Consider the following 19,503-nt stretch of genomic DNA (forward strand, 5'->3'; position numbering starts at 1 on the left):
GATTGTATTCCTGCCCAATTATTACGTCAATACTTTGATGAAAATTTGTCATATTTATTTATGATTCAGGAAGAAAAGTGTTGTTATATTTCAGAAATAAATAAAAAAAGCTTGAAATGAATAAATTTCATTTCAAGCTTTGATTTATGCTATACGATTCATCACACGAGCGGCTCGGTAACAAGAGGGCCGCCGAGCTTCTCTACAATTAAACGGCTCTCCTCATTTAATCCCCGCAGGGTGATGGATTTGCCGGATTTTGTATACTTTTGCAACACCTTGCCGATGGCAGTAACAGCGGAGTGATCCCAAATATGAGAATGACTGAAGTCCACCACGACACGTTCTGGATCATCCGAGGGTTCGAAAAGATCGACAAAATGAGTCGTTGAAGCAAAAAACATCGGACCCCTGACATGGTACACCTTTTCGTCGTTGTTCTCCGTTGCGCTGATGCGAATTTTAGCCATTTTCCAGCCAAAATGCAGGGCACTCAGCAGTACGCCTACGATCACGCCCTTGGACAAATCATGCGTAGCCACCACAATGATCACCGTGACCACCATAATAAACGTGTCCGCCTTGGGTACCTTAGCAATGTTTCGGAGCGATTTCCAGTCTACGGTTCCGATACACACCATGAACATGACTCCTACCAATGCACCCATTGGCACTTCCTTTACAACCCCGCCAAGCACGAGCAGCAGAAAGGCCAAGAATACCCCAGCCGTAAAAGTGGACAAACGCCCTCTTCCACCTGAGCTGACATTAATGACGGATTGTCCGATCATGGCACAACCACCCATACCACCAAAAAAGCCATTTACAAAGTTGGCAATCCCTTGCCCGCGGGCTTCCCGGTTTTTATTGCTTTTCGTTTCGGTCATTTCATCCAGAATACTGGCTGTCAGCAGCGATTCCAGCAGTCCAACCAGTGCCATCGTAAAGGAATACGGCAACAAAATCCGCAAAGTATGCCACGACCACTCAATTTGCGGCAAATGGAATGAAGGCAGCGAGCTGGTTAGCGTCCCAATATCTCCTACTGTTTTCACATTCAATCCAAATACATACGTAATGATCGTCATGATAATGATTGCCGTCAATGGAGCAGGAATGCTTTTCACAAATCTCGGTAAAATATACACAATGAGCAGCGTCCCCGCTACCATCGCGTACATGATCCAATTAGCTCCATGAAAGTGAGTGAGTTGCGCCATAAAGACGAGGATCGCCAGCGCATTCACAAATCCGGTCATGACCGGCTGCGAAATAAAGCTGATAAAGCGACCTATTTTCAAAACACCCAGCAGCACTTGAATGATTCCTGCCAAAATGGTAGCTGCAAACAGATATTCCACGCCATGGTCCTTCACCAGGCCAACGACCAGTACAGCTACGGCCCCGGTCGCTGCCGAGATCATCGCCGGACGTCCACCTGCAAAAGAGATAACAATTGCCATCGAGATGGAGGCGTACAGTCCGACCATGGGATTGACCCCCGCAATGATCGAGAAGGCAATCGCCTCGGGAATTAGTGCTAGCGCCACAGTCATGCCCGCAAGTATATCGGCCCGGATATTACCGAACCATTGTTGTCTAAGATTCATACTGTCTCGTTCCAGCCTCCTATATTTACAGAGAGTAGCGTGTTGACTCGCACCCCGTGTGTTTCGGGCATCCGTCCAGCGGCCAATCGCCAAGGCTCTCCTATCATTCAGCTCGTCTCTCTCAAACGAACCCGGTCCGTTACATTCAGTCCATCATTATAACGTAAGGAATTCGCAGAGACGAATGAGTTAAAAGGCTGTTTACAGAAAGAAATCATCTATTTCCTTGATATATCGCTCAGTATCTTCATCTTATTCGTTTTCTTATAATTAAAATTTTCGCAATTACTAAGATTCTAACCTGCCAAAGTTTATCACCTTAACTTCATACTCAGACTCCGCGAACTGTAAATCTTGATCCGCCGTAACCAGTACCAATTGGTTTATAATAGCTGTCGCAAGAATCAATGCATCTGGGGTCTTGAGCTTTCTTGCAAACTTATCTTTTTGTTCTCTTCTGATACGCCCCGCTTTAACTGCGATCTCTGAATTAACTGCAATAAATTCCCCGCCAAGAAAAGGTATCGAATCTAAGTCAGTATCAGTGGGCAACCCGGCTATAAACTCGGACTGAGTTATAACAGAAAAGAAAATATTTTCTTTATCTTCCTCAGCTTGTCGTATTACTCTATCCAAAGATGAGTCAAGCCTATGAAGGGCAATAGCTGCATTCGTATCAAATAAATACCCCATCTAATCCCAATCCTCTCTGGATTGTTTAACACTCTCTTCGATCTCAAGTAATTGCTCCTTACTTAGGCTGCCTCGGGAATTTAAAACAGCTTGCAGCCCTTTCGGTAACGGGGACTCTAAATCAATAACCTCAGTTTCCCCCTGTTTATTTTCTATAGTAACTTTTGATGGTTCAAACCCAATATCACGAAGGAGACTTAGGAGACGTATTCGATGTATATCAGTTAATTTTTTTGCCACTAAAATCACTCCTTAGCAAAAGATTAGTTTGCTGTCATAGCTCGATTGATTCGTTTTCTTATATTTAAAATTTTCGCAATTCCTGTACAAGCTCTGATAGGGCTTCAGCAATCTCCGAGTCCTCATGGTGCTGGAGTAAGCTTTCAAAGTCAGGCAGTGCTTGCTTCAATAATCGATAACTATAGTCATAATAACTCCAAAAAGCTACCGGATCGTAACCGCGTGCTTCTTCCTCTTCCCACTCCAGTTCATCCTCTTCTGGATCGCTGTCTGCCGGCCATAGGTATTTTTCGTCCAGCAGCATGGTTAGGGACTCTACAGACTTCTGTGAATCAGCTTGTGCATTTTCCATGTCCAATGCTCCAACAACCGCATGGTACAGTTCCAACTCACTCAGCGTGATATCATCCGAATTTCTCATATGCATATTACGCAATAAGAAAAGTAACACCCATGGCGTAACCTGCCACAATGTGCCTTGATGCTCTATCAGATCAGCAATTGCTGCGTACTCCCCGTTGGATATCAATTGTGGCAACTTCGTGCCCCTACCATAAGGAGTAGTCAGGCGGTGCCATGGCACCTCTGCAATTTGGAGATTATTCATCTTATGTGTATCCATAAGTTTTCCTTTCTGGTCAGTATCTAGAATCTTCCCGATTTAAAAATGGAATATAGTAAAAAGGCAACCATTAAGAGGGCGACAACAAAGCCGATTTCAATGGCAGGTACATTCCACAGCATGGTCGCCTGATGATTCAGCGATGAACCGATAATCAGTCCGACCATAATAATGCTGAACGCTAATAGCACGATACTGAATGACAGGCGGTTGCTGATCTGATCCAGCCTGCGCAGAAGCATTTCCAGCTCCGGCACAGTAACCTCCAGCTTAAGCTTGCCCTTGCTGATAATCGAGGCCAAATGCCTCGCATGTCCTGGCAGTTCCATCAGCGTCTCCACCAGCTCAGTCGCACCACCCAGCAGCTTGCCTCGGATACGACGACCGCTGAAGCGTTCCTTCAGCAGCTTGTTACCAAAAGGCTCGGCCAAAGCGATAATACTGAGATCGGGGTCCAGATGCTCCACGACCCCTTCCAATGTCAGCAAAGCCTTGCCTAGCAGCAGGACATCCGACGGCAAACTAATCCGATGGCGCTGCGCTGCGCCAAACAGGTCGTTCAAAGCATCACCAATACTGACCTGTGAGAAAGGAACGTCTGAGTAATCTTCACGTATCTTGTCCAGATCGGCACGCAGCGCATTCAGGTCGGTGCCCGGTTCAACCAGACCCAATCGTTCTATAGACCGAACCATGGCATCGGTATTTTTGCGCATCAGGGCAATAATGAGGGAAGCGAGATGATTCTTCATCTCTTCGCTCAGCCTTCCCGTCATGCCAAAGTCCAAATAAGCGAGACTACCATTTTTCAGAACAAGTAAATTCCCCGGATGGGGATCGGCATGAAAAAACCCCTCTATAAAAATTTGATGCAGCATACTATTCACCAGCCGCTGCGCCAGTTCTTTCAAGTTATATCCACGGCGCAATAGCTCTTCACGACTACCCAAGTGAGTTCCGTCTAGAAACTCCATGGTCAGTATACGGGAAGAGGTATGATCCCAGTATATTTTCGGAATATAGATATGTGGGTCCTGCTCAAATTGGAGCGCAATCTTCTCTGTGTTACGGGCTTCATGGTTGTAATCCAGCTCCTGAATGAGCGATCTCCCCAGCTCCTCTACCATCTGACGAAGCTGATACCGCTCTACCCATTCCCAACGCTTGGCTGCCATAGCGGTCAGTTCCCGCAAAATGTCCAAATCTCGCCGAATGATGCGATTAACGCCAGGACGCTGGATTTTAATGGCGACCATTTCGCCGCTGTGCAGCTTGCCCAGATGCACTTGCCCGATCGAAGCAGCGGCCAGCGGAACATCGTCAAAACGAATCAGTATGTCCTCTAATGACGTGTCCAGCTCCTGCTCCAGAATGCCACGCGCCGTTTCAGATGAAAACGGCGGTACCTGATCCTGAAGCTTAACCAGCTCACGGATAATAGGCTCCGGCAGCAGGTCAGCACGTGTGCTTGCCAACTGTCCAAGCTTGATGAATGCAGGCCCCAGATCCTCCAGCACAAGTCGAATCCGTTCACCTAGCGTTTTGGACTCGGGAGTTTCTCTCGTCAGCCACTTGCGAGGCAGTGACAGTAGCTGGAACAGTCCCATTTCTTCCACCATATAGCCAAAGCCATGACGCGCCAGCGCCATGGCAATTTCCCGGTAACGACCGGCGTGCTTCATACGAACCGCCATTTTAATCCAGCCGGTTCGCTTCTTCAGCGTCGCTCGAACCCGTAAGCGCCGCCTTTTCTTTTTCCAGCTCCGCTACCTGTTTTTCCAACAATGCCACACGCTGCTCCAAACTTGTAACATCATTTTCGGTAGGTACTTCCAGCTCCTGCAAAATGCGGCTAACCTGTTCGCGGATCACTGTTTTGAATTGTCCCTGTTCCTCTGCCCCTCGTTCGATCAGACGATCGACCAGCGCTTTGGATTCCGAGGGCGCAAGTTCTCCCCGGTTTACAAGATCCTCGACGGCTTTCTCCACCTTTTCTTTGCTGACAACGGTGAGGCCCCACCCCAATGAGATGGCTTTTTTGAACAAATCGCTCATAATATATCCTCCCCTACCTGTGATTACCTATAGTATAACCTGAAAAGGGGAGCCGCATAAAGCTCGCAGCTCCCCTTCCTCAATGAATGGAATAATCTATGTTTAACCTGGAAAGCGTCCAGCCCACTTGGCAGCCTGAAGCAGTAGCTTGCGGTATCCCTCGTGCTGGAAGCTTGGCTGATTATGTCCAGGCATCAAATAGACGACCCGACCCAAGCCATAGGACAGTGACCATGCCGCCGGCCACCACTGGCCTTCGTGTTCATATTCCATCAGTAGTGTTTTTTCAGTGAATGGATCAAAATCAAAACGATACGGCTCCTCTTGCATCTCGAACGGCTCAATTCCTTCCATAATCGGATGATCCGGCGCCGTTACTTTGAAGGAAAGTGGACCGGCAGCCGGGTGTCGCAAGAAACGTGCCCCCATTAACTGTGCAATTTCATACCGTCCTTGCAATGTGATTCCGTTATGCAGCACAAGCAATCCACCCCCGCCGCTAACATAAGACAGCAATCCTGCTGTTTGTTGAGGTGACAGAACCTCCTTGCGGCTGTCACAGTACGAGATACATAGATCAAATGAGGTTAGATTTTCCTTAAGCAGCATTTTACGATTCTCACTGCACTGTACCGTCATCCAATCCTGTAAAATATGGCTAATCTCTTCGTCCACCCCTTGCAGCGGGTGAAACTCCGGATACGAATAATCTCCTAACAACAATGCTTTTCTTTTTTCCATAATAAATCCTCCTTGCCTGACTTGTATATAAGGACTTTAAAGGCGGGACCCGTGTCATTTATTCTTGTTTGTGGGGTCAAAACGCTCAGAAAATTCCGTTTGGCCCTCATCCATTTCCCATAACACCGCCATCATTGTCCGAGCTACGGCATATATAAATAATTCTACAGACGGCCTATTAAATCCTTTAGCAGACGATTATAGCATATATGTTCGCTCGGAATAAACTTATTAAAACTTATTCGAAATTTATAAATCTGAACGATGGCGATTCGGCCTGTTTATGGTATACTCGTAAGAAAAAAAGTGCGTCCATGCTTGATTAACAATGAAGGGCCGCTTTTTGTAAGAATTTATGCTTGCGGTTATAGAATTGATAAGAATTGCCTCAAACCTTATACATTCTATAAATCTTAAAAAACCGGGGAGGTTGCATGAATGAAAAGGACTGGAATGACCCGGCCCTTGGACAGCTTGGGGCGAATTGTGCTTCCTAAAGAGTTGCGCATGACGATGGAGATTGACATCGGCGATCCATTAGAGTTTTTTATTGAAGACCAGACACTCATGCTCCGTAAGTACAAATCAACCAACTGTATATTTTGCGGTGCGGTTGATACCAACACCTACTTTAAAGATCAGTTTATCTGCGATGAATGTGCAGCCTCGATGAAAACGGAAGATTTAGTTCCGGTCACAGCGACTGAAACCCATTCACCCCCACTTAAGCAAAATATGCATATGAAAAAAATTTATCAGCGCACAGACGTTATTTTGGAGAAAATGAGAGAGCTTATGGAAGAACATCCAGCATCTTCACAAAAACAACTCGCCTCCATGCTTGGCGTGAGTCAGGGAAGGATTTCCCAGCTGAAAAAACTCATGTAAGCGAATCACCAAAAAAGTAATGTATACGCTTCCATACTATGTAAGGTTTAAATCTATTGAAATTTAGAAAAGCCGGACCCTTTAGGGGCTCGGCTTTTTTTCGTTCATATGAAGTAGGGGACTCGTTTGCAAACCTATTGACCGTAAGCCCGACATTGTTCCACCCAGCGTGCTGCCGCCTTGGGAAGAGAAGCTAGATGAATATGCGTATAGGCAGCCAAAAGGTTCCCTTTCGCATAGCCCTCGCTTTGGAGTCCACGCATCCCCTTGGTTTGATAAGCATAGGGGTAGGGGGCGACAGATTCATCATAGTTCATGACAGAATAATGAAATTCATGTCCCCGAATGGTCTCTCCAGCCTCCAGCAGCAAGCAATCCTGCAAAGCGGTTGCTTCCCGGTATCCCAGTGCGGCCCGTTTCTCCTGCATGCGGACGTCCGACGGAATAACCCCGGCCATGTAATAGGCATTACCCATACGATCCGTAAGTGTCCGTGCCAGTACCATATAACCGCCGCATTCGGCGAATACTGGCATATCCCGGCTTACCGCGTTGCGGATATCTTCCAAAAAGCCCTTGTTTGCAGCGATATCTGCGGCAAACTCTTCGGGGAAACCGCCGCCCAGGTATAGGCCGCTTGCCTGCTCAGGTACGCGCTCTCCCGCCAGCGGACTGAAATAGACAATCTCTGCTCCCGCCTGACGCAGCAAATCCATATTTTCCGGGTAGTAAAAATTGAACGCCGCATCTCTGGCGACGGCGATGACGGGGCGTTCCCCAGTATTAGCTTCATGCCCTGCTGATGGAAGCCAATCCGGAGGAAACAACGGTTGTGCGGGCAGAGACAACGGCGGAGCCGAATCCGCCAATGCCCGCAGTGCATCCAGATCCGTACCCGCGCGGATCAGCTCTGCCGCCCGTTGGAAAAGCGGCTCCAGCTCGCCGCGTTCCACAGCGGGTACCAGGCCCAGATGACGCTCAGGAATATCAAGCCCGTCATCACGCTTTAACCAGCCGAGCACGGGGATGTCGCACTCCTGCTCAATCGCCTTTTTGACGATGCCATAGTGCCCTTGGCTACCGCAGCGATTCACAATTACGCCCACAATGCGTAGCTTGGGCTCCAAGCGCTGAAAGCCGAGCACAATAGCGGCGGCGCTTCGTGCCATACTGCGCACGTCGACCACCAGCAATACAGGGCTGTCCGTCAGCATAGCGATCTCAGCGGTCGAGCCGGTGTTGCTGAGCGGGTCCTTGCCGTCATACAGCCCCATGACGCCTTCAATCACAGAAATATCCGCGCCTTCGGAAGCACGGATAAAGGTTTCACGTACCGTATCCGGTGAGGTCATCCATGAATCCAGATTACGGGAAGAGGTCCCGGTTACGGCAGTATGATAGGTCGGATCAATATAATCCGGCCCGCATTTAAAACCCTGCACTCGCAGGCCGCTGTCGGCGAACGCCTTCATCAGCCCGAGGGTAACAGTCGTTTTGCCTGCGCCGCTGCCTGTGCCAGCAACAACAATACGGCTTCTGCGCGTAGCGGCAGATGGATCAGACTGTACAGCCTGCTTCATGACGTCAGTCATAGGAAACCCGCGCTACAGACAACGTCATATTGCCGCTTTTTTTCTTCTCCAGCAGCCAATGGTCTGCACCAGAAGACAACAAGGCTGAAGGTTCGCTGACCCCGTATGCACCAGTGTATTTGAAGACGGTTTCCGATGGATTGGGAAGCTGCACCGTATTCAGCTCTGACGGAGTATACGTCACCAGTTCCCAACCGTATTTGGCGCAAAGGGCAAGTAAGCCCTCTTCGTCCTTTTTCAAATCAATGGTGGCAATATTCCGTACGCTTTTCACGGACAAACGCAGCTCTTGCAAGGTGTCCAGCACACCCGCCTCCAGCTCCTCTAATGCAGTCCCACGGTTGCAGCCGATGCCAAGCACCAAGCTTTTCGGACGGTACAGCACGCCATTAGAAAGAAGTTGCTCCTCTTCCTCCGGCTCCAATAAACGGTCGCTCACGACCAACGCGGCGTTAAATGGTTCTTGTAATGCTTCTGCCGTCGAAGCATATACCTTGATATGTCCAGGTACAGGCTTGTCATAACGCCACCAGTTCTGTTCGCCTGTCTCTTGTATGAGCGCGACAGGCTCCTCGTTCACAACAGCGGCGCTCACAGGAGTGGCCTTGTCGAAGCTATCGACCACCCAACCCAATTCCCGACCAAACATGTCCACCGGAATCGTGCCCTGCACGTCTGATGCGGTCGTGATTACAGCACGTGCGCCTAGTACAGCGGCTACATGGCGGGTCAGTTCATTGGCGCCACCTAAATGGCCAGACAGTACGCTAATGACATGCTCGCCGCGATCATCAATGACGACTACCGCTGGGTCTACCTTTTTATCCACCAAAATCGGTGCAATCATACGAACTACTGCACCGAGAGATATAAATAAAATAATACCATTATATTGTTTAAATAAATCCGGCAAAATCAGCTTGACCGAGCCTTCGAACAACTGAATGCCACGCTCCTGTTCGTCACCACGCTCAAATTTGGACATGTAATACACATCCGTACCCGGAAAGTTGGCTCCCAAATTGCGGACCATTTCCACTCCATGCTTCGTGATTGCCACAGCGGCAAATGGATTACTCACCGGGCTTCACTCCCTTCCGGTAGCCATGGGTGAACGACTTATCATACAGCTTGGAACGATGCGCGTCCTTGTCCACCAGCTCCGGGTCGAGCGCCCAGCCTGCCAAAATCATGGCATGCATCGTTATGCCTGCTGCACGCAAATCGGCGGGCAATTGGGCAAGCGTCGTGCGCACGATCTTTTGGTCCGGCCAGGTCGCGCGCTGCACAACGGCTACAGGCGTGTCCTCGCTCCAGCCAGCTGCCAAAAACTCAACGACCACCTTCTTTGCCAGCGTTGCGCTGAGAAACAGTGCCACTGTACAGTGATGGGATGCCAAGTCACGCAGCTTTTCACGATCCGGTACAGGTGTACGGCCTTCGGCACGCGTCAGAATGACCGTCTGCGTCAGGTCAGGCACAGTTAGCTCTGCACCCAGCACGGCCGCAGAAGCAAAGACCGAGCTGACGCCCGGCACGATTTCGTATGCTACTCCGCGCTGCTTCAGCAACACCATTTGCTCCAAAATCGCACCGTATACTGCCGGATCACCTGTATGTACGCGAGCTACGCTGCGTCCAGCCTGCACAGCATCGCTCATAATCTCGACCTGCCGTTCTAGATCCATGCCTGAGCTTTGCAGTACCTGCGCCTCTGGTTTGGCCGTAGCAATCAGCTCATCGTTCACGAGTGAATCTGTGTACAATACCACATCGGCCGTGCGTAGAATCCGAGAGCCTTTGACTGTAATCAGCTCCGGGTCGCCGGGACCTGCTCCTACGATATATACTTTGGGCTCCAATGTCATTTGCTCACCACCATTAAACTCAAATATTCAAGTTCCTGTCCGCGCAGCTCACGTGCGTTGCGCCATACCATTTCATAAGGAGAAGTGACTTTGGTAATGACAGATGCACGGTCCCCCAGATTGAGTTCATCGAGCACATCCAAAATCAAATCCAGCACCTTGGCAACCTTGATGAACACGACCGTATCGTGATTCTCAATCGCCCGCTTCATCGCTTCCCGATCATCCGTAGCCGGAATAATACCGACCTGCTGATCTCCGTCTGCCAAAGGCAATTCCAGCGCCGCTGCCGCTCCTAACACAGACGAAATGCCCGGAATAGATACAATCGGCACCTCAGGATGGAGATCCTTCATGAGCCGTGCCAAATGAATAAAGGTACTGTACAGATTAGGGTCTCCCTCTGTGACAAAGGCTACATCCTTGCCTTGGCTCAGTGCCTCCCAGCAAGCAACCACCGTTTTGTTCCACTCACGCTCCAGTACAACCGGGTCCTTGGTCATTGGAAAAATGAGTCCCAGCATCTCCTTTTCCTCTGGGTTGACGTACAACTCCACGATCTCGTGAGCATACGACTTGCCTCCCCGGCGTTTCTTCGGATAAGCCACAACTGCACATTCCTGAATCATGCGATACGCCTTGACTGTAATCAGCTCGGGATCACCCGGCCCCACGCCTACGCCGTAAAGTGTTCCTGTTGCCGCCGTATTCATGCTGTCTCTCTCCCCCTCTTGAATTACCAGCTTACTCCCCTGCTACTTCGCCAGCCACGTCCACCGACGGCTGTCCTGTAATAACATATATCGGATTGAGTCCGTCAAAACGAGTCATATTCAAGATCGGCTTGCTGCGCGCTGTTTGCAATAACGTCACTGAGGTATCGAGTCCTGCTGCTTGCATCGCCTTCATACCGTCATGCAGCGTCTCAATCGTTGCAGCATTCACTACAATTCGTCCATCCTTACGCAGACGGGAAGCGCACAGACGAATCAGCTCGGACAATTCTCCCCCGCTCCCCCCGATAAACACCGCATCCGGGTCTGGCAGATCTTCCAGTCCGGCAGGCGCTTTGGCATGAATAACCGGGAAATCGGTACGGAATTTGATTTTGTTCGCTTCCACATTAGCCAGATCGCCTTCGTTCTTCTCAATGGCAAATACTTGCCCATACCTGGCCAGCCGCGCACATTCCACCGCTACAGAGCCGGAACCTGCACCGATATCCCATACGATGCTTCGCTCTGTCAGACGCAGCTCGGACAAGCTGAATACGCGTACTTCGCGCTTCGTGATCAGCCCTTTTTCCGGCTTGCGCTGGTGAAATTCCGCATCCTCGAAGCCAAATCCCCGACGAATTGCAGGCACGTCTTCACCCTTACGGCGGCGCAAAATGACTACATTCAGTGGCTGGAACGTTCTCTGCGCCATCTCATCCAGCGTATAATGCTGATACGCTTCATCCGGTCCGCCCAAATGCTCGCCGACAAAGGCATCATATTCCGTCATGCCATAATGCAGCAGATAGGTAGCGACTGCAGCGGGATGATTCCGGTCGTCCGTCAGCAGCGCGACCTTGTTCTGTCCATCGATCCGCTGCGCCAATCCGGTCATCGGACGGCCGTGTACGCTTTCCAGCACCGCATCCTGCCAGCTTTCACCAAGACGCGCAAACGCCAGCTGAACTGAGCTGAGATGCGGCAAAATATCCAAGTGTTCAGCCCCCAGCTTGCTGGACAAATAGCCTGCAATTCCAAAAAAAAGCGGATCGCCTGACGCAAGCACGACAATATCCTTGTCCTCACGCAACCGTCCCAATTCTTCCACCACGGCGGATAAGCCGCTCTTTAATGTTCGTTTTTCCCCTGCGAATACCTTGAAAAAGGCTAGCTGGCGTTCTCCACCAACCAGCAGGTCGGCACGCTCAATGTGTTCCAGCGTCTCCTGCGACAGACCTGCCGCTCCATTTTCACCGATACCAATGACACGAATCAATCTACTCACTGACTCTCGCCCTCCCCAGCACGTTTCCTTTCAGCGTTACCAGTACCATTTCCACGACAATTCCACCACCTGCATGCTCCAGACAATGCTGACATCCATAGGTACACAGCTTTTCAAAAAAGCTCAGCGCATTCGCTTCGGTCATCATATCCGCCACCTGCGTAGCTGTATTCGCCTCTGCCACTGCCGCTGCAAGCGACTCGTCCACACCTGCTTCACGCGCAACCTGGGCCAAAAATCCAAAATCAACCGGAGCGCTCTTGGAGTGAACCATCATGACGCCTTGAGCAACCTTCGACAGCTTGCCGGGCATACCGACGAGAATAATTTTTTTCATTCCCAATCGTTTGCCATGCTTGACTGCAAAGCCGACAAAGTCGCCCATTTGAATAAAGGCTTCTTCCGTCAGCTGATCGTACATTTGCATGGCATATTTTTCACTGCTGCCGCCTGTGGTCAGGACTATTTCCTGGCAGTTCATCGCTTGCGCAACCGATATGGCCTGCACGACACTGGCTTTATAAGCTGACGTGGAAAACGGAACGACCACACCACGCGTGCCTAGTATGGAAATACCACCAAGAATGCCAAGTCGTCCGTTCAACGTTTTCTTGGCGATTTCTTCGCCGTCCGGTACGCTGATGACGACACGGACACCTTTGGCCGATCCATGCTCCTCGAGCACGCCAGAGACGGCCTCCGTAATCATCCGGCGCGGCACTGGATTGATCGCTGCTTCCCCGACAGGCACAGGCAGACCGGGCTTCGTTACACGTCCCACGCCGATGCCGCCGTCCAGCTCAATACCCGGCTCCTCGCGCCAGCTAACAGAGGCGATAATTTTCGCCTGATGCGTGGCATCTGGGTCATCGCCACCGTCCTTGATCGTCGTGCAGGAAGCTTCGTCCGCGTCCAACACAGGCTCGATCAACTCAAACGCATGATCGAATCCCGCGGGCAGCGATATCACTGCTTCCTTCGGTGGAATGCCCGTGATGAGCAGTTGTACCGCTCCTTTGGCCACTGCAGCCGCACAAGCTCCAGTCGTAAAGCCTGACCGCATTGGCTTGTCCGGCGCGGGAGCTTCACCGCTTTTCATCCGTTTGGGCCTGTTGGCGGACGCCGCTTCCTTTTCCATGCCAATTCCTCCTTAACCTCTTCTGCTGATCATGTTCCAATTCATTTCATGATACAGCAAACGAACAACCGCATCTAGCGGACAGCCATTAAGGAGATCGCATTCAATGCTGCTACGACAATTGTACTGCCGCCCTTGCGTCCAATATTCGTAATGAACGGAATATCCAGCTTGCGCAGCTCATCCTTAGATTCTGCTGCCGATACGAAACCGACGGGCATGCCAATCACCAGTCCGGGCTTAGCCGCTCCTTCTTTTACTAGACGGATCAACTCCAGCAACGCTGTAGGCGCATTACCAATGGCATAAATGCCACCTTCGCCCGCCTGAATCGCTTTGCGCATCGAAATAATGGCGCGTGTCGTATTCAGCCTTTTCGCTTCTTCCATGACATCAGGGTCAGATATGTACACATGCACATCCCCGCCAAATTGACGGATACGATCCTTGCTCAGCCCCGCTTGAATCATCTGCACATCCGCCACTACCTGCTGTCCTGCGCGAATAGCTGCAACCCCGGCTTCAATCGCTTTTGGATGAAACACCATGCTGCGGCCCAGCTCAAAATCAGCAGATGCATGAATGACACGCTGTACAACGGGATATTGCTCTGCTGTAAAAGGATGCTCTCCCAATTCTTCAGTGATCATCTCGAAGCTTTTGCCCTCAATTTCCTGCGGCTGTACCGTTAGCGGTTTAAATTCTGTTTTAAAATCCATCGTATCGACCACTCCCTTATGGAAATTCAGAAAATTAAATTAACTTAGAATGTTAAAGTTACCTATTGTTCCACTACGCAGTCGGATGGTGCTTCCCATCGCCACCGCCCCCGGATTTCTTGAATAAAACCTATGAGCAGCGTAGAAATCCGGGGACAAAAGCGACCGCTCCGCTTGCACAGCACCATTCCGGCTACTCCGTTTTTATGTTCATTTTTCAAGTCGTCTTAAGGAAAATGACATTCATGTTAAGGAGTTATAAACACCTCTAAACAAAAACTGATTTTAAGATGACTATATTTTAAATACACGCCAGAGATCGCTCTGGATTTATTGGATTGACTGGGATTGACCAGCTTCATAGAGTCATAGATTTATAACTTAGAGCATGGACTCCTATTCGGCAGTACGCAGTGCGTTGATTACTCCGTCGTAATGATCAAATACAGTTCCAAATTCTACTTCCGGTCTGGAAATCAGAAGTACGTGAATCCCCAGCTCCAATGCAGATTGAACCTTTTCATCCACTGCTCCCGTGCGTCCGCTTTCCTTGGTGACCATCACGGTCGTGCCATAGTGCTTGTACAATGCTTCGTTCATCTCGCGGGAAAAGGGTCCCTGCATGGCAATAATATTCTTTTGCTCCATGCCCAGTTCGCCGCATTTCTCCATATTGTCCAAGCGCGGCAGCATGCGTGCAACCAGACGAATCTCCGGGTCTCCGAGTAAATGCTTGGTGAACGTGCCGAGCGTCTTACTGCCTGTCGTAAGCATTACAGAGCCTTTGAGTTGCTTCGCTTCTAATGCGGCTTCTTCATAGGAAGATACGATGTGGAGCAATGGATGATTGTCATACACCAGTCCCGCCCGCTCGTAGCGAATATAAGGAACTCCGGACTCGCGAGCGGCTGTCATCGCATTCGCATGTGCTTCTTCCGCAAAAGGATGACTGGCATCAACAACCGCCTGTATTCCCTGCTCCCGAATCATTGTAGTCATTTCATCGGCTGTCATTCGGCCTGTACGTACGTCCAGCCCCGCTTCGGACAAGCTGGCCGCCGCGCTTTCGGTTACGACCGAGGTCAATACGTTGAAGCCATTGTCACGGATTTGCAGCGCCAATTCCCGAGCATCGCTCGTTCCGCATAGCATGAATATCATGAGCCCTTCACCTGCCCGCTTCTGTTCACCACAGATGGCGTATGTGAATGCTCGTGATGGTGATCATGGTCATCATGGCTGTGAGCATGGACATGCTCATGAGTGTGATCGTGGCTGTGTGTATAGTGATCATGATGATCGTGCTCATGTGCATGATGATGCTCATGATGGTGGTCATGGTCATGGTCGTGGTGATGATGGTGGTGCTCCTGCGCCTCCAGACGGAACTGGCAATTATCACAATTGGCCGTAACCTTGCCGAACAAGCCTTCCTTAGCTCGCTCCAGTACCAGTTCAATCAGTTGAGGATGGAAACCAAAATATCCGCCCATTTCCACTTGTAATGTAGGGTGAGCCTCGGCAAATTCCTGGGTCATTTCTCCGATGCGCTTAATCAGCACACCCGTGAACAGAAAATAGGGAAGCACGATAATCTTTTTGGCCCCCAATCGTACACAACGCTCCAACCCATCGGGAAAAGAAGGCTGCGTCACACCGATAAAGCTGCTCTCTACCCACGTATAAGAAAGCTGTTCCCACAGCATACGGGTGATTTTGAAAAAGTCACTGTTCGCATCTGGATCGCTACTTCCGCGTCCTAACACAAGTACCGCCGTTTCTTCGTCGGATACCTCGGCAAATGCCTCTACAGCTCTATTCATTCCCGCTGGAACTGCAACCGGACGGGCCTCTTTCAAGCGGCTTTGCAGAATGCTAACGATTTTCTCGTGAACACCAATCGGACGTCCGTATACAAATTCCACCTGCGGATATTTCGCCTTTGCCCGGTCAATAGCCATCGGAATATCAATTTTGGCATGTACCGCTGCGAACAAGATAATCGGAATGAGAACGACACGCGTCGCACCTTTCTCCACACATGTTTGCATCCCATCAGCAATGCTGGGACGTGCCAACTCCAAGAAACAGGTTTCCACGCACATATCCGGTACCCGGTCTGCCACTGCCTGTGCAAATTCCAGCAGTTCCTGGTTCCCCTCCGGGTCCCGACTTCCATGTCCAACCAACAATATTGCATCCACTGCTGTTTTTTCCTCCTCTTTAATAGGGATAGCGCCTGCATGACGCCCTATTATATATATGCTTGTATCCAGTTCATCAGGCCTTCAGTACATTAATCACCACAAACCGCATTCACTTCTACCGTTGCTGGTGAATCCTCATGCCGGAAACCCGCAACGACGCCTACACGTTTAAAAAATTTATGAAAACGCTCATTCGGATGCCCTTTTTCCTTATATTCAGCGATGACGTTCTCCACAATGTCAGTAATTTGATCACCCGGAATCCCTTCCGCTACGGGCTGAGCGGCATGAGCATTGCGACCGAATTTTTTACCACCAAGGAAGAGGTCGTATCCTCCCTTGCGATAGACGATTCCGATATCCTCCAGCACCGCTCCATAGCAGGCCATACCGCATCCGTTCAAAGCAATGCTCGTTTCCTTGGGTGCTTGTAATCCGCCAAGTACCACCTGTAGATGCTCAGCCACAGGCACAGCGTCATCCTTCTCCATATTGCAGAAGTCGCACGCCTTCACCTTAAACACATCGCCAATCGGCATGACAATGAATCGTTCATCCCGCAGCCGTCCGACCAGTTCCTCGGGGTCTGCACACGGCACGCGCAGCACGATCTGATGATCTGGCGTGTATTCCAGCTCGCCGTCATCACCCGCTACCTCGGCGAGCAGCGCCATCTGGCGAGCGGTGAACTTCTTGTTTCCCACACCCGGGGAAACACCCACCTCAAATAGCGCAGGCTTGCCAAAGCCGCCTGTCGCCATCCCGGACGCGGTCCCCGCTCCGGCCACCGCTGACGTTCCGGCGGTGCTCTCGGTAGCAGGCGCTTGCCCGCTCCAGCGAGCGTTGGCTGCGCTAGGCAGCTTGCCGCCAACAGCTAGGCGGCTTAGTGCCTCTGCCGCCAGCGATGCCGGGGTTGCTGCGCCGGTTTGCACAGCGGTCGTTGCCTGCACGGCAGCCATCGCTTGCGGGCGTGCCTGCGTCGCAACCGCAGCGCCGCTCGCGGAGGGTCCAGCGGGCGTAGTCGGGGCTGCGCCTGCCTGCGGTGTATCCTCTTGTGCGCCCAGCGACCACGGCTCCGCTTCCGTGCGGAGACGCTGATGTGGCTTGAGCGCCTGCTCGGTCGCATCCAGCGTGTATTTGCGCTGATATCCGCGCGGAGTCACGATCAAGCCGTCATACACCGTTGTCGAGGAATTGCCGATGATTACAGTCGTCAGCATCCCGATGTCATGATTCAGCATATCTTCCAGCGTCGTTACAATAACTTGCTGACGTTCACGATAAGCACTTTTCACCAACCCAACTGGAGTTTGCGGATCGCGGTAACGCAGCAAAATGGACTGCGTCTCCACAATCTGGCGGGTACGCCGACCACTGCGCGGGTTGTATAATGCAATCACAAAATCGGCCGAAGCCGCTGCTTCTACACGCTTCACAATCGTTTCCCAGGGGGTCAGATGATCACTCAGACTGATCGTGCAAGCATCATGCATAACTGGCGCCCCCAACAGTGAAGCACAGGACTGAATAGCCGAGATCCCTGGCACGACTTCTACCTCAACCCCGTCCTCGCGTCGCCAGCCTTTTTGCATCAGCACTTCGTACACCAGCCCTGCCATACCATAGACTCCTGCATCTCCACTGGAAATGACAGCTACCTTCTTGCCCATCTCTGCTTGGCGAACCGCCTCCTGCGCACGGCTCACTTCCTCTGTCATCCCTGTGCGTACAATCTCCTGTCCGTTCAACAACGGACGGATCAAATCAACGTAGGTATTGTAGCCGATAATGACCTCACTTTCGGCCAGCGCATCCAGCGCCCGTTTTGTGATATGTTCCATATCTCCTGGTCCAAATCCAATCACCAGCAATTTTCCTAATGGGCTCATCGTGCTCCTCCTATTCACCCTTTTCAGGGTAGCTATCCTATCTATTTCAATGATTTATGGACATCCTGTAACTCAAAAAACCCCATCCTACCCGGATGGGGTTTCTATGTACGTATCTCTCATCAGACGAACAAACAGCGTAAGAAGACACTATTTGTCTTCCTCCAGCCTGCCGTTGTTTTCCACCTGTCTGTTTACGCTTCAAACGCTGCTGCACGTTCATATCCACGCAAACCTCTAACCAACATGGAAAAAGCAACGTGTGCCTGATTTCCTGATTTCGTACACCCATCCTCTCCGCGAAGGTTAACGGTGCATACAGATCAAGGTAGGTCTCCTGGCTTGGCATCAACAGATTCTTTCGTCTTCCCCGTTTTTCACGAGTGACCATTTAAAAAAATCCTCTTCCTTACAGTGGCGGGACCGCTCGGGATTTGCACCCGATTCCCTGTTACCCTTTGCTCAACCGCAAAGGCACCTTGTCTGTCCGCTATTTGATTATGGGTCTTATCATAACCTTGCCTCAATCAGTTGTGCAAGCACGAAAAACGCTTTATTTCAAGTTCTCTGCTTTATTTTTTAACATATGTAGCAATTCGTCCGGGTCCGCAGAGATACTTAATAACGCTGGATGCTCAGCCCCGGTAAACCCTTCTTGCACGCTATGACGCACCATTTCTACTAACGGGTCAAAATATCCATTCACATTCAGCAGCCCAATCGGCTTGCGATGAATGCCAATTTGCGCCCAGCACAATACCTCGAACAGCTCTTCAAAGGTTCCCAAGCCACCCGGAAGGGCAATAAACGCATCGGCCATCTCGCTCATTGCCGCTTTACGCTCATGCATGCTTGCTACCTCAATAAATTCGGTAACCCCCCGATGAATGATCTCTGCATCAAATAACAGGGTAGGCATAATGCCAGTGACCTGACCGTCACCCGCCAGCATTCCATCCGCCACCTCTCCCATCAGCCCCCTACTGGAGCCACCGTAGATCAGACGGATATGATGGCGAGCCATGGCTTCTCCCAGCTTGCCTGCCGCTTCAACATATACCGATGAATGTCCAGGTCTGGACCCGGCAAATACACAAATAGAATTCATTAACGTCTCAGCTCCTGTCCTAAGTATCATGCATCGAAACTTATTCATTATATTAGCTAAATATTTTCGCTATAACAAAAATCTTTGTCGATGCATATCCAATAAAAAAAGATAAAGACCTCGCAGGCCCTT

Annotated in this window: 19 protein-coding genes and 1 riboswitch; of the genes, 1 reads left to right on the forward strand and 18 read right to left on the reverse strand. The window is 50.5% G+C overall.

The genetic code is table 11. The annotated features are described in order from the left end of the window. Positions 1 to 161: 161 nt before the first annotated feature. The 7 genes from T3H97_RS24265 to T3H97_RS24295 form a co-directional block, all read right to left on the reverse strand. The gene (locus T3H97_RS24265; protein ID WP_328801114.1) at positions 162 to 1,610 is read right to left on the reverse strand and encodes a SulP family inorganic anion transporter; all 1,449 of its coding nucleotides are present in this window, start codon (positions 1,608 to 1,610) and stop codon (positions 162 to 164) included. A gap of 288 nt (positions 1,611 to 1,898) precedes the next feature. Next, positions 1,899 to 2,303 carry a PIN domain-containing protein gene (locus T3H97_RS24270; RefSeq protein WP_190298162.1) on the reverse strand — a complete coding sequence of 135 codons (405 nt, stop codon included), beginning with the start codon at positions 2,301 to 2,303 and terminating at the stop codon, positions 1,899 to 1,901. After that, a complete protein-coding gene (locus T3H97_RS24275; RefSeq protein WP_016822811.1) occupies positions 2,304 to 2,543 on the reverse strand; it encodes a hypothetical protein in 240 nt (79 codons plus the stop codon). It lies immediately after the preceding gene. Between the two features lie 64 nt (positions 2,544 to 2,607). Then, entirely contained in the window at positions 2,608 to 3,165 is a 558-nt protein-coding gene (locus tag T3H97_RS24280) for a hypothetical protein (RefSeq protein WP_134903266.1), read from the reverse strand. Between the two features lie 23 nt (positions 3,166 to 3,188). Next, on the reverse strand, positions 3,189 to 4,859 hold the full coding sequence (locus tag T3H97_RS24285) for an ABC1 kinase family protein (RefSeq protein WP_328801115.1): 1,671 nt from the start codon (positions 4,857 to 4,859) through the stop codon (positions 3,189 to 3,191). 1 nt (position 4,860) lies between these two features. Beyond that, on the reverse strand, positions 4,861 to 5,220 hold the full coding sequence (locus T3H97_RS24290; protein WP_013312404.1) for a phasin family protein: 360 nt from the start codon (positions 5,218 to 5,220) through the stop codon (positions 4,861 to 4,863). Positions 5,221 to 5,322: 102 nt separating this feature from the next. Next, on the reverse strand, positions 5,323 to 5,961 hold the full coding sequence (locus T3H97_RS24295) for a ThuA domain-containing protein (protein WP_134903268.1): 639 nt from the start codon (positions 5,959 to 5,961) through the stop codon (positions 5,323 to 5,325). A 438-nt stretch (positions 5,962 to 6,399) separates the two neighbouring features. Here T3H97_RS24295 and T3H97_RS24300 point away from each other — a divergent pair, with 438 nt between their 5' ends. Beyond that, complete coding sequence (locus T3H97_RS24300; protein WP_025721620.1) at positions 6,400 to 6,849, forward strand: AbrB/MazE/SpoVT family DNA-binding domain-containing protein; 450 nt, start codon at positions 6,400 to 6,402, stop codon at positions 6,847 to 6,849. Positions 6,850 to 6,983: 134 nt separating this feature from the next. Here the strand turns inward: T3H97_RS24300 and T3H97_RS24305 are convergent, their stop codons facing one another. From T3H97_RS24305 to T3H97_RS24355, 11 genes are all read right to left on the reverse strand, one after another. Continuing rightward, positions 6,984 to 8,441 (reverse strand): cobyrinic acid a,c-diamide synthase CobB, encoded by a 1,458-nt coding sequence (locus tag T3H97_RS24305; RefSeq protein ID WP_134903269.1) that lies wholly within the window; start codon positions 8,439 to 8,441, stop codon positions 6,984 to 6,986. Next, positions 8,434 to 9,522 (reverse strand): cobalt-precorrin 5A hydrolase, encoded by a 1,089-nt coding sequence (locus tag T3H97_RS24310; RefSeq protein ID WP_328801116.1) that lies wholly within the window; start codon positions 9,520 to 9,522, stop codon positions 8,434 to 8,436. The genes T3H97_RS24305 and T3H97_RS24310 overlap by 8 nt, the downstream gene beginning before the upstream one ends. Continuing rightward, on the reverse strand, positions 9,515 to 10,309 hold the full coding sequence (gene cobM / locus T3H97_RS24315) for a precorrin-4 C(11)-methyltransferase (RefSeq protein ID WP_134903271.1): 795 nt from the start codon (positions 10,307 to 10,309) through the stop codon (positions 9,515 to 9,517). The genes T3H97_RS24310 and cobM overlap by 8 nt, the downstream gene beginning before the upstream one ends. Continuing rightward, positions 10,306 to 11,022 carry a precorrin-2 C(20)-methyltransferase gene (gene cobI, locus T3H97_RS24320; protein WP_025719607.1) on the reverse strand — a complete coding sequence of 239 codons (717 nt, stop codon included), beginning with the start codon at positions 11,020 to 11,022 and terminating at the stop codon, positions 10,306 to 10,308. The genes cobM and cobI overlap by 4 nt, the downstream gene beginning before the upstream one ends. A gap of 31 nt (positions 11,023 to 11,053) precedes the next feature. Continuing rightward, positions 11,054 to 12,310 (reverse strand): precorrin-6y C5,15-methyltransferase (decarboxylating) subunit CbiE, encoded by a 1,257-nt coding sequence (gene cbiE / locus T3H97_RS24325; RefSeq protein ID WP_328801117.1) that lies wholly within the window; start codon positions 12,308 to 12,310, stop codon positions 11,054 to 11,056. Then, complete coding sequence (locus T3H97_RS24330; protein ID WP_328801118.1) at positions 12,303 to 13,448, reverse strand: cobalt-precorrin-5B (C(1))-methyltransferase; 1,146 nt, start codon at positions 13,446 to 13,448, stop codon at positions 12,303 to 12,305. Before T3H97_RS24330 ends, cbiE begins: the two co-directional genes overlap by 8 nt. A 74-nt stretch (positions 13,449 to 13,522) precedes the next feature. After that, on the reverse strand, positions 13,523 to 14,167 hold the full coding sequence (locus T3H97_RS24335; RefSeq protein WP_103047344.1) for a precorrin-8X methylmutase: 645 nt from the start codon (positions 14,165 to 14,167) through the stop codon (positions 13,523 to 13,525). A 396-nt stretch (positions 14,168 to 14,563) separates the two neighbouring features. After that, the gene (gene cobK / locus T3H97_RS24340) at positions 14,564 to 15,328 is read right to left on the reverse strand and encodes a precorrin-6A reductase (protein ID WP_311080469.1); all 765 of its coding nucleotides are present in this window, start codon (positions 15,326 to 15,328) and stop codon (positions 14,564 to 14,566) included. Then, the gene (locus T3H97_RS24345) at positions 15,325 to 16,371 is read right to left on the reverse strand and encodes a sirohydrochlorin chelatase (RefSeq protein WP_328801119.1); all 1,047 of its coding nucleotides are present in this window, start codon (positions 16,369 to 16,371) and stop codon (positions 15,325 to 15,327) included. Before T3H97_RS24345 ends, cobK begins: the two co-directional genes overlap by 4 nt. Positions 16,372 to 16,463: 92 nt before the next feature. Then, the gene (gene cobJ / locus T3H97_RS24350) at positions 16,464 to 18,263 is read right to left on the reverse strand and encodes a precorrin-3B C(17)-methyltransferase (RefSeq protein ID WP_328801120.1); all 1,800 of its coding nucleotides are present in this window, start codon (positions 18,261 to 18,263) and stop codon (positions 16,464 to 16,466) included. A 310-nt stretch (positions 18,264 to 18,573) separates the two neighbouring features. Further along, positions 18,574 to 18,759: riboswitch (cobalamin riboswitch) on the reverse strand. Positions 18,760 to 18,816: 57 nt separating this feature from the next. Continuing rightward, entirely contained in the window at positions 18,817 to 19,371 is a 555-nt protein-coding gene (locus T3H97_RS24355) for an LOG family protein (protein ID WP_023990794.1), read from the reverse strand. Positions 19,372 to 19,503: the final 132 nt, after the last annotated feature.

This window comes from Paenibacillus sp. LX16, assembly GCF_036252815.1.
In the GTDB taxonomy this organism is placed as follows: Bacteria; Bacillota; Bacilli; order Paenibacillales; family Paenibacillaceae; genus Paenibacillus; species Paenibacillus polymyxa_B.

What these genes read in the sequence shown, in the direction of transcription:
- T3H97_RS24265 (WP_328801114.1), bottom strand. Translation starts at nt 1,610, where the DNA reads ATGAATCTTAGACAACAATGGTTCGGTAATATCCGGGCCGATATACTT.
- T3H97_RS24355 (WP_023990794.1), bottom strand. Translation starts at nt 19,371, where the DNA reads ATGAATTCTATTTGTGTATTTGCCGGGTCCAGACCTGGACATTCATCG.
- cobI (WP_025719607.1), bottom strand. Translation starts at nt 11,022, where the DNA reads ATGAATACGGCGGCAACAGGAACACTTTACGGCGTAGGCGTGGGGCCG.
- T3H97_RS24270 (WP_190298162.1), bottom strand. Translation starts at nt 2,303, where the DNA reads ATGGGGTATTTATTTGATACGAATGCAGCTATTGCCCTTCATAGGCTT.
- T3H97_RS24305 (WP_134903269.1), bottom strand. Translation starts at nt 8,441, where the DNA reads ATGACTGACGTCATGAAGCAGGCTGTACAGTCTGATCCATCTGCCGCT.
- cobM (WP_134903271.1), bottom strand. Translation starts at nt 10,309, where the DNA reads ATGACATTGGAGCCCAAAGTATATATCGTAGGAGCAGGTCCCGGCGAC.
- T3H97_RS24295 (WP_134903268.1), bottom strand. Translation starts at nt 5,961, where the DNA reads ATGGAAAAAAGAAAAGCATTGTTGTTAGGAGATTATTCGTATCCGGAG.
- T3H97_RS24290 (WP_013312404.1), bottom strand. Translation starts at nt 5,220, where the DNA reads ATGAGCGATTTGTTCAAAAAAGCCATCTCATTGGGGTGGGGCCTCACC.
- cobJ (WP_328801120.1), bottom strand. Translation starts at nt 18,263, where the DNA reads ATGAGCCCATTAGGAAAATTGCTGGTGATTGGATTTGGACCAGGAGAT.
- cobK (WP_311080469.1), bottom strand. Translation starts at nt 15,328, where the DNA reads ATGATATTCATGCTATGCGGAACGAGCGATGCTCGGGAATTGGCGCTG.
- T3H97_RS24335 (WP_103047344.1), bottom strand. Translation starts at nt 14,167, where the DNA reads ATGGATTTTAAAACAGAATTTAAACCGCTAACGGTACAGCCGCAGGAA.
- T3H97_RS24280 (WP_134903266.1), bottom strand. Translation starts at nt 3,165, where the DNA reads ATGGATACACATAAGATGAATAATCTCCAAATTGCAGAGGTGCCATGG.
- T3H97_RS24285 (WP_328801115.1), bottom strand. Translation starts at nt 4,859, where the DNA reads ATGGCGGTTCGTATGAAGCACGCCGGTCGTTACCGGGAAATTGCCATG.
- T3H97_RS24300 (WP_025721620.1), top strand. Translation starts at nt 6,400, where the DNA reads ATGAAAAGGACTGGAATGACCCGGCCCTTGGACAGCTTGGGGCGAATT.
- T3H97_RS24330 (WP_328801118.1), bottom strand. Translation starts at nt 13,448, where the DNA reads ATGGAAAAGGAAGCGGCGTCCGCCAACAGGCCCAAACGGATGAAAAGC.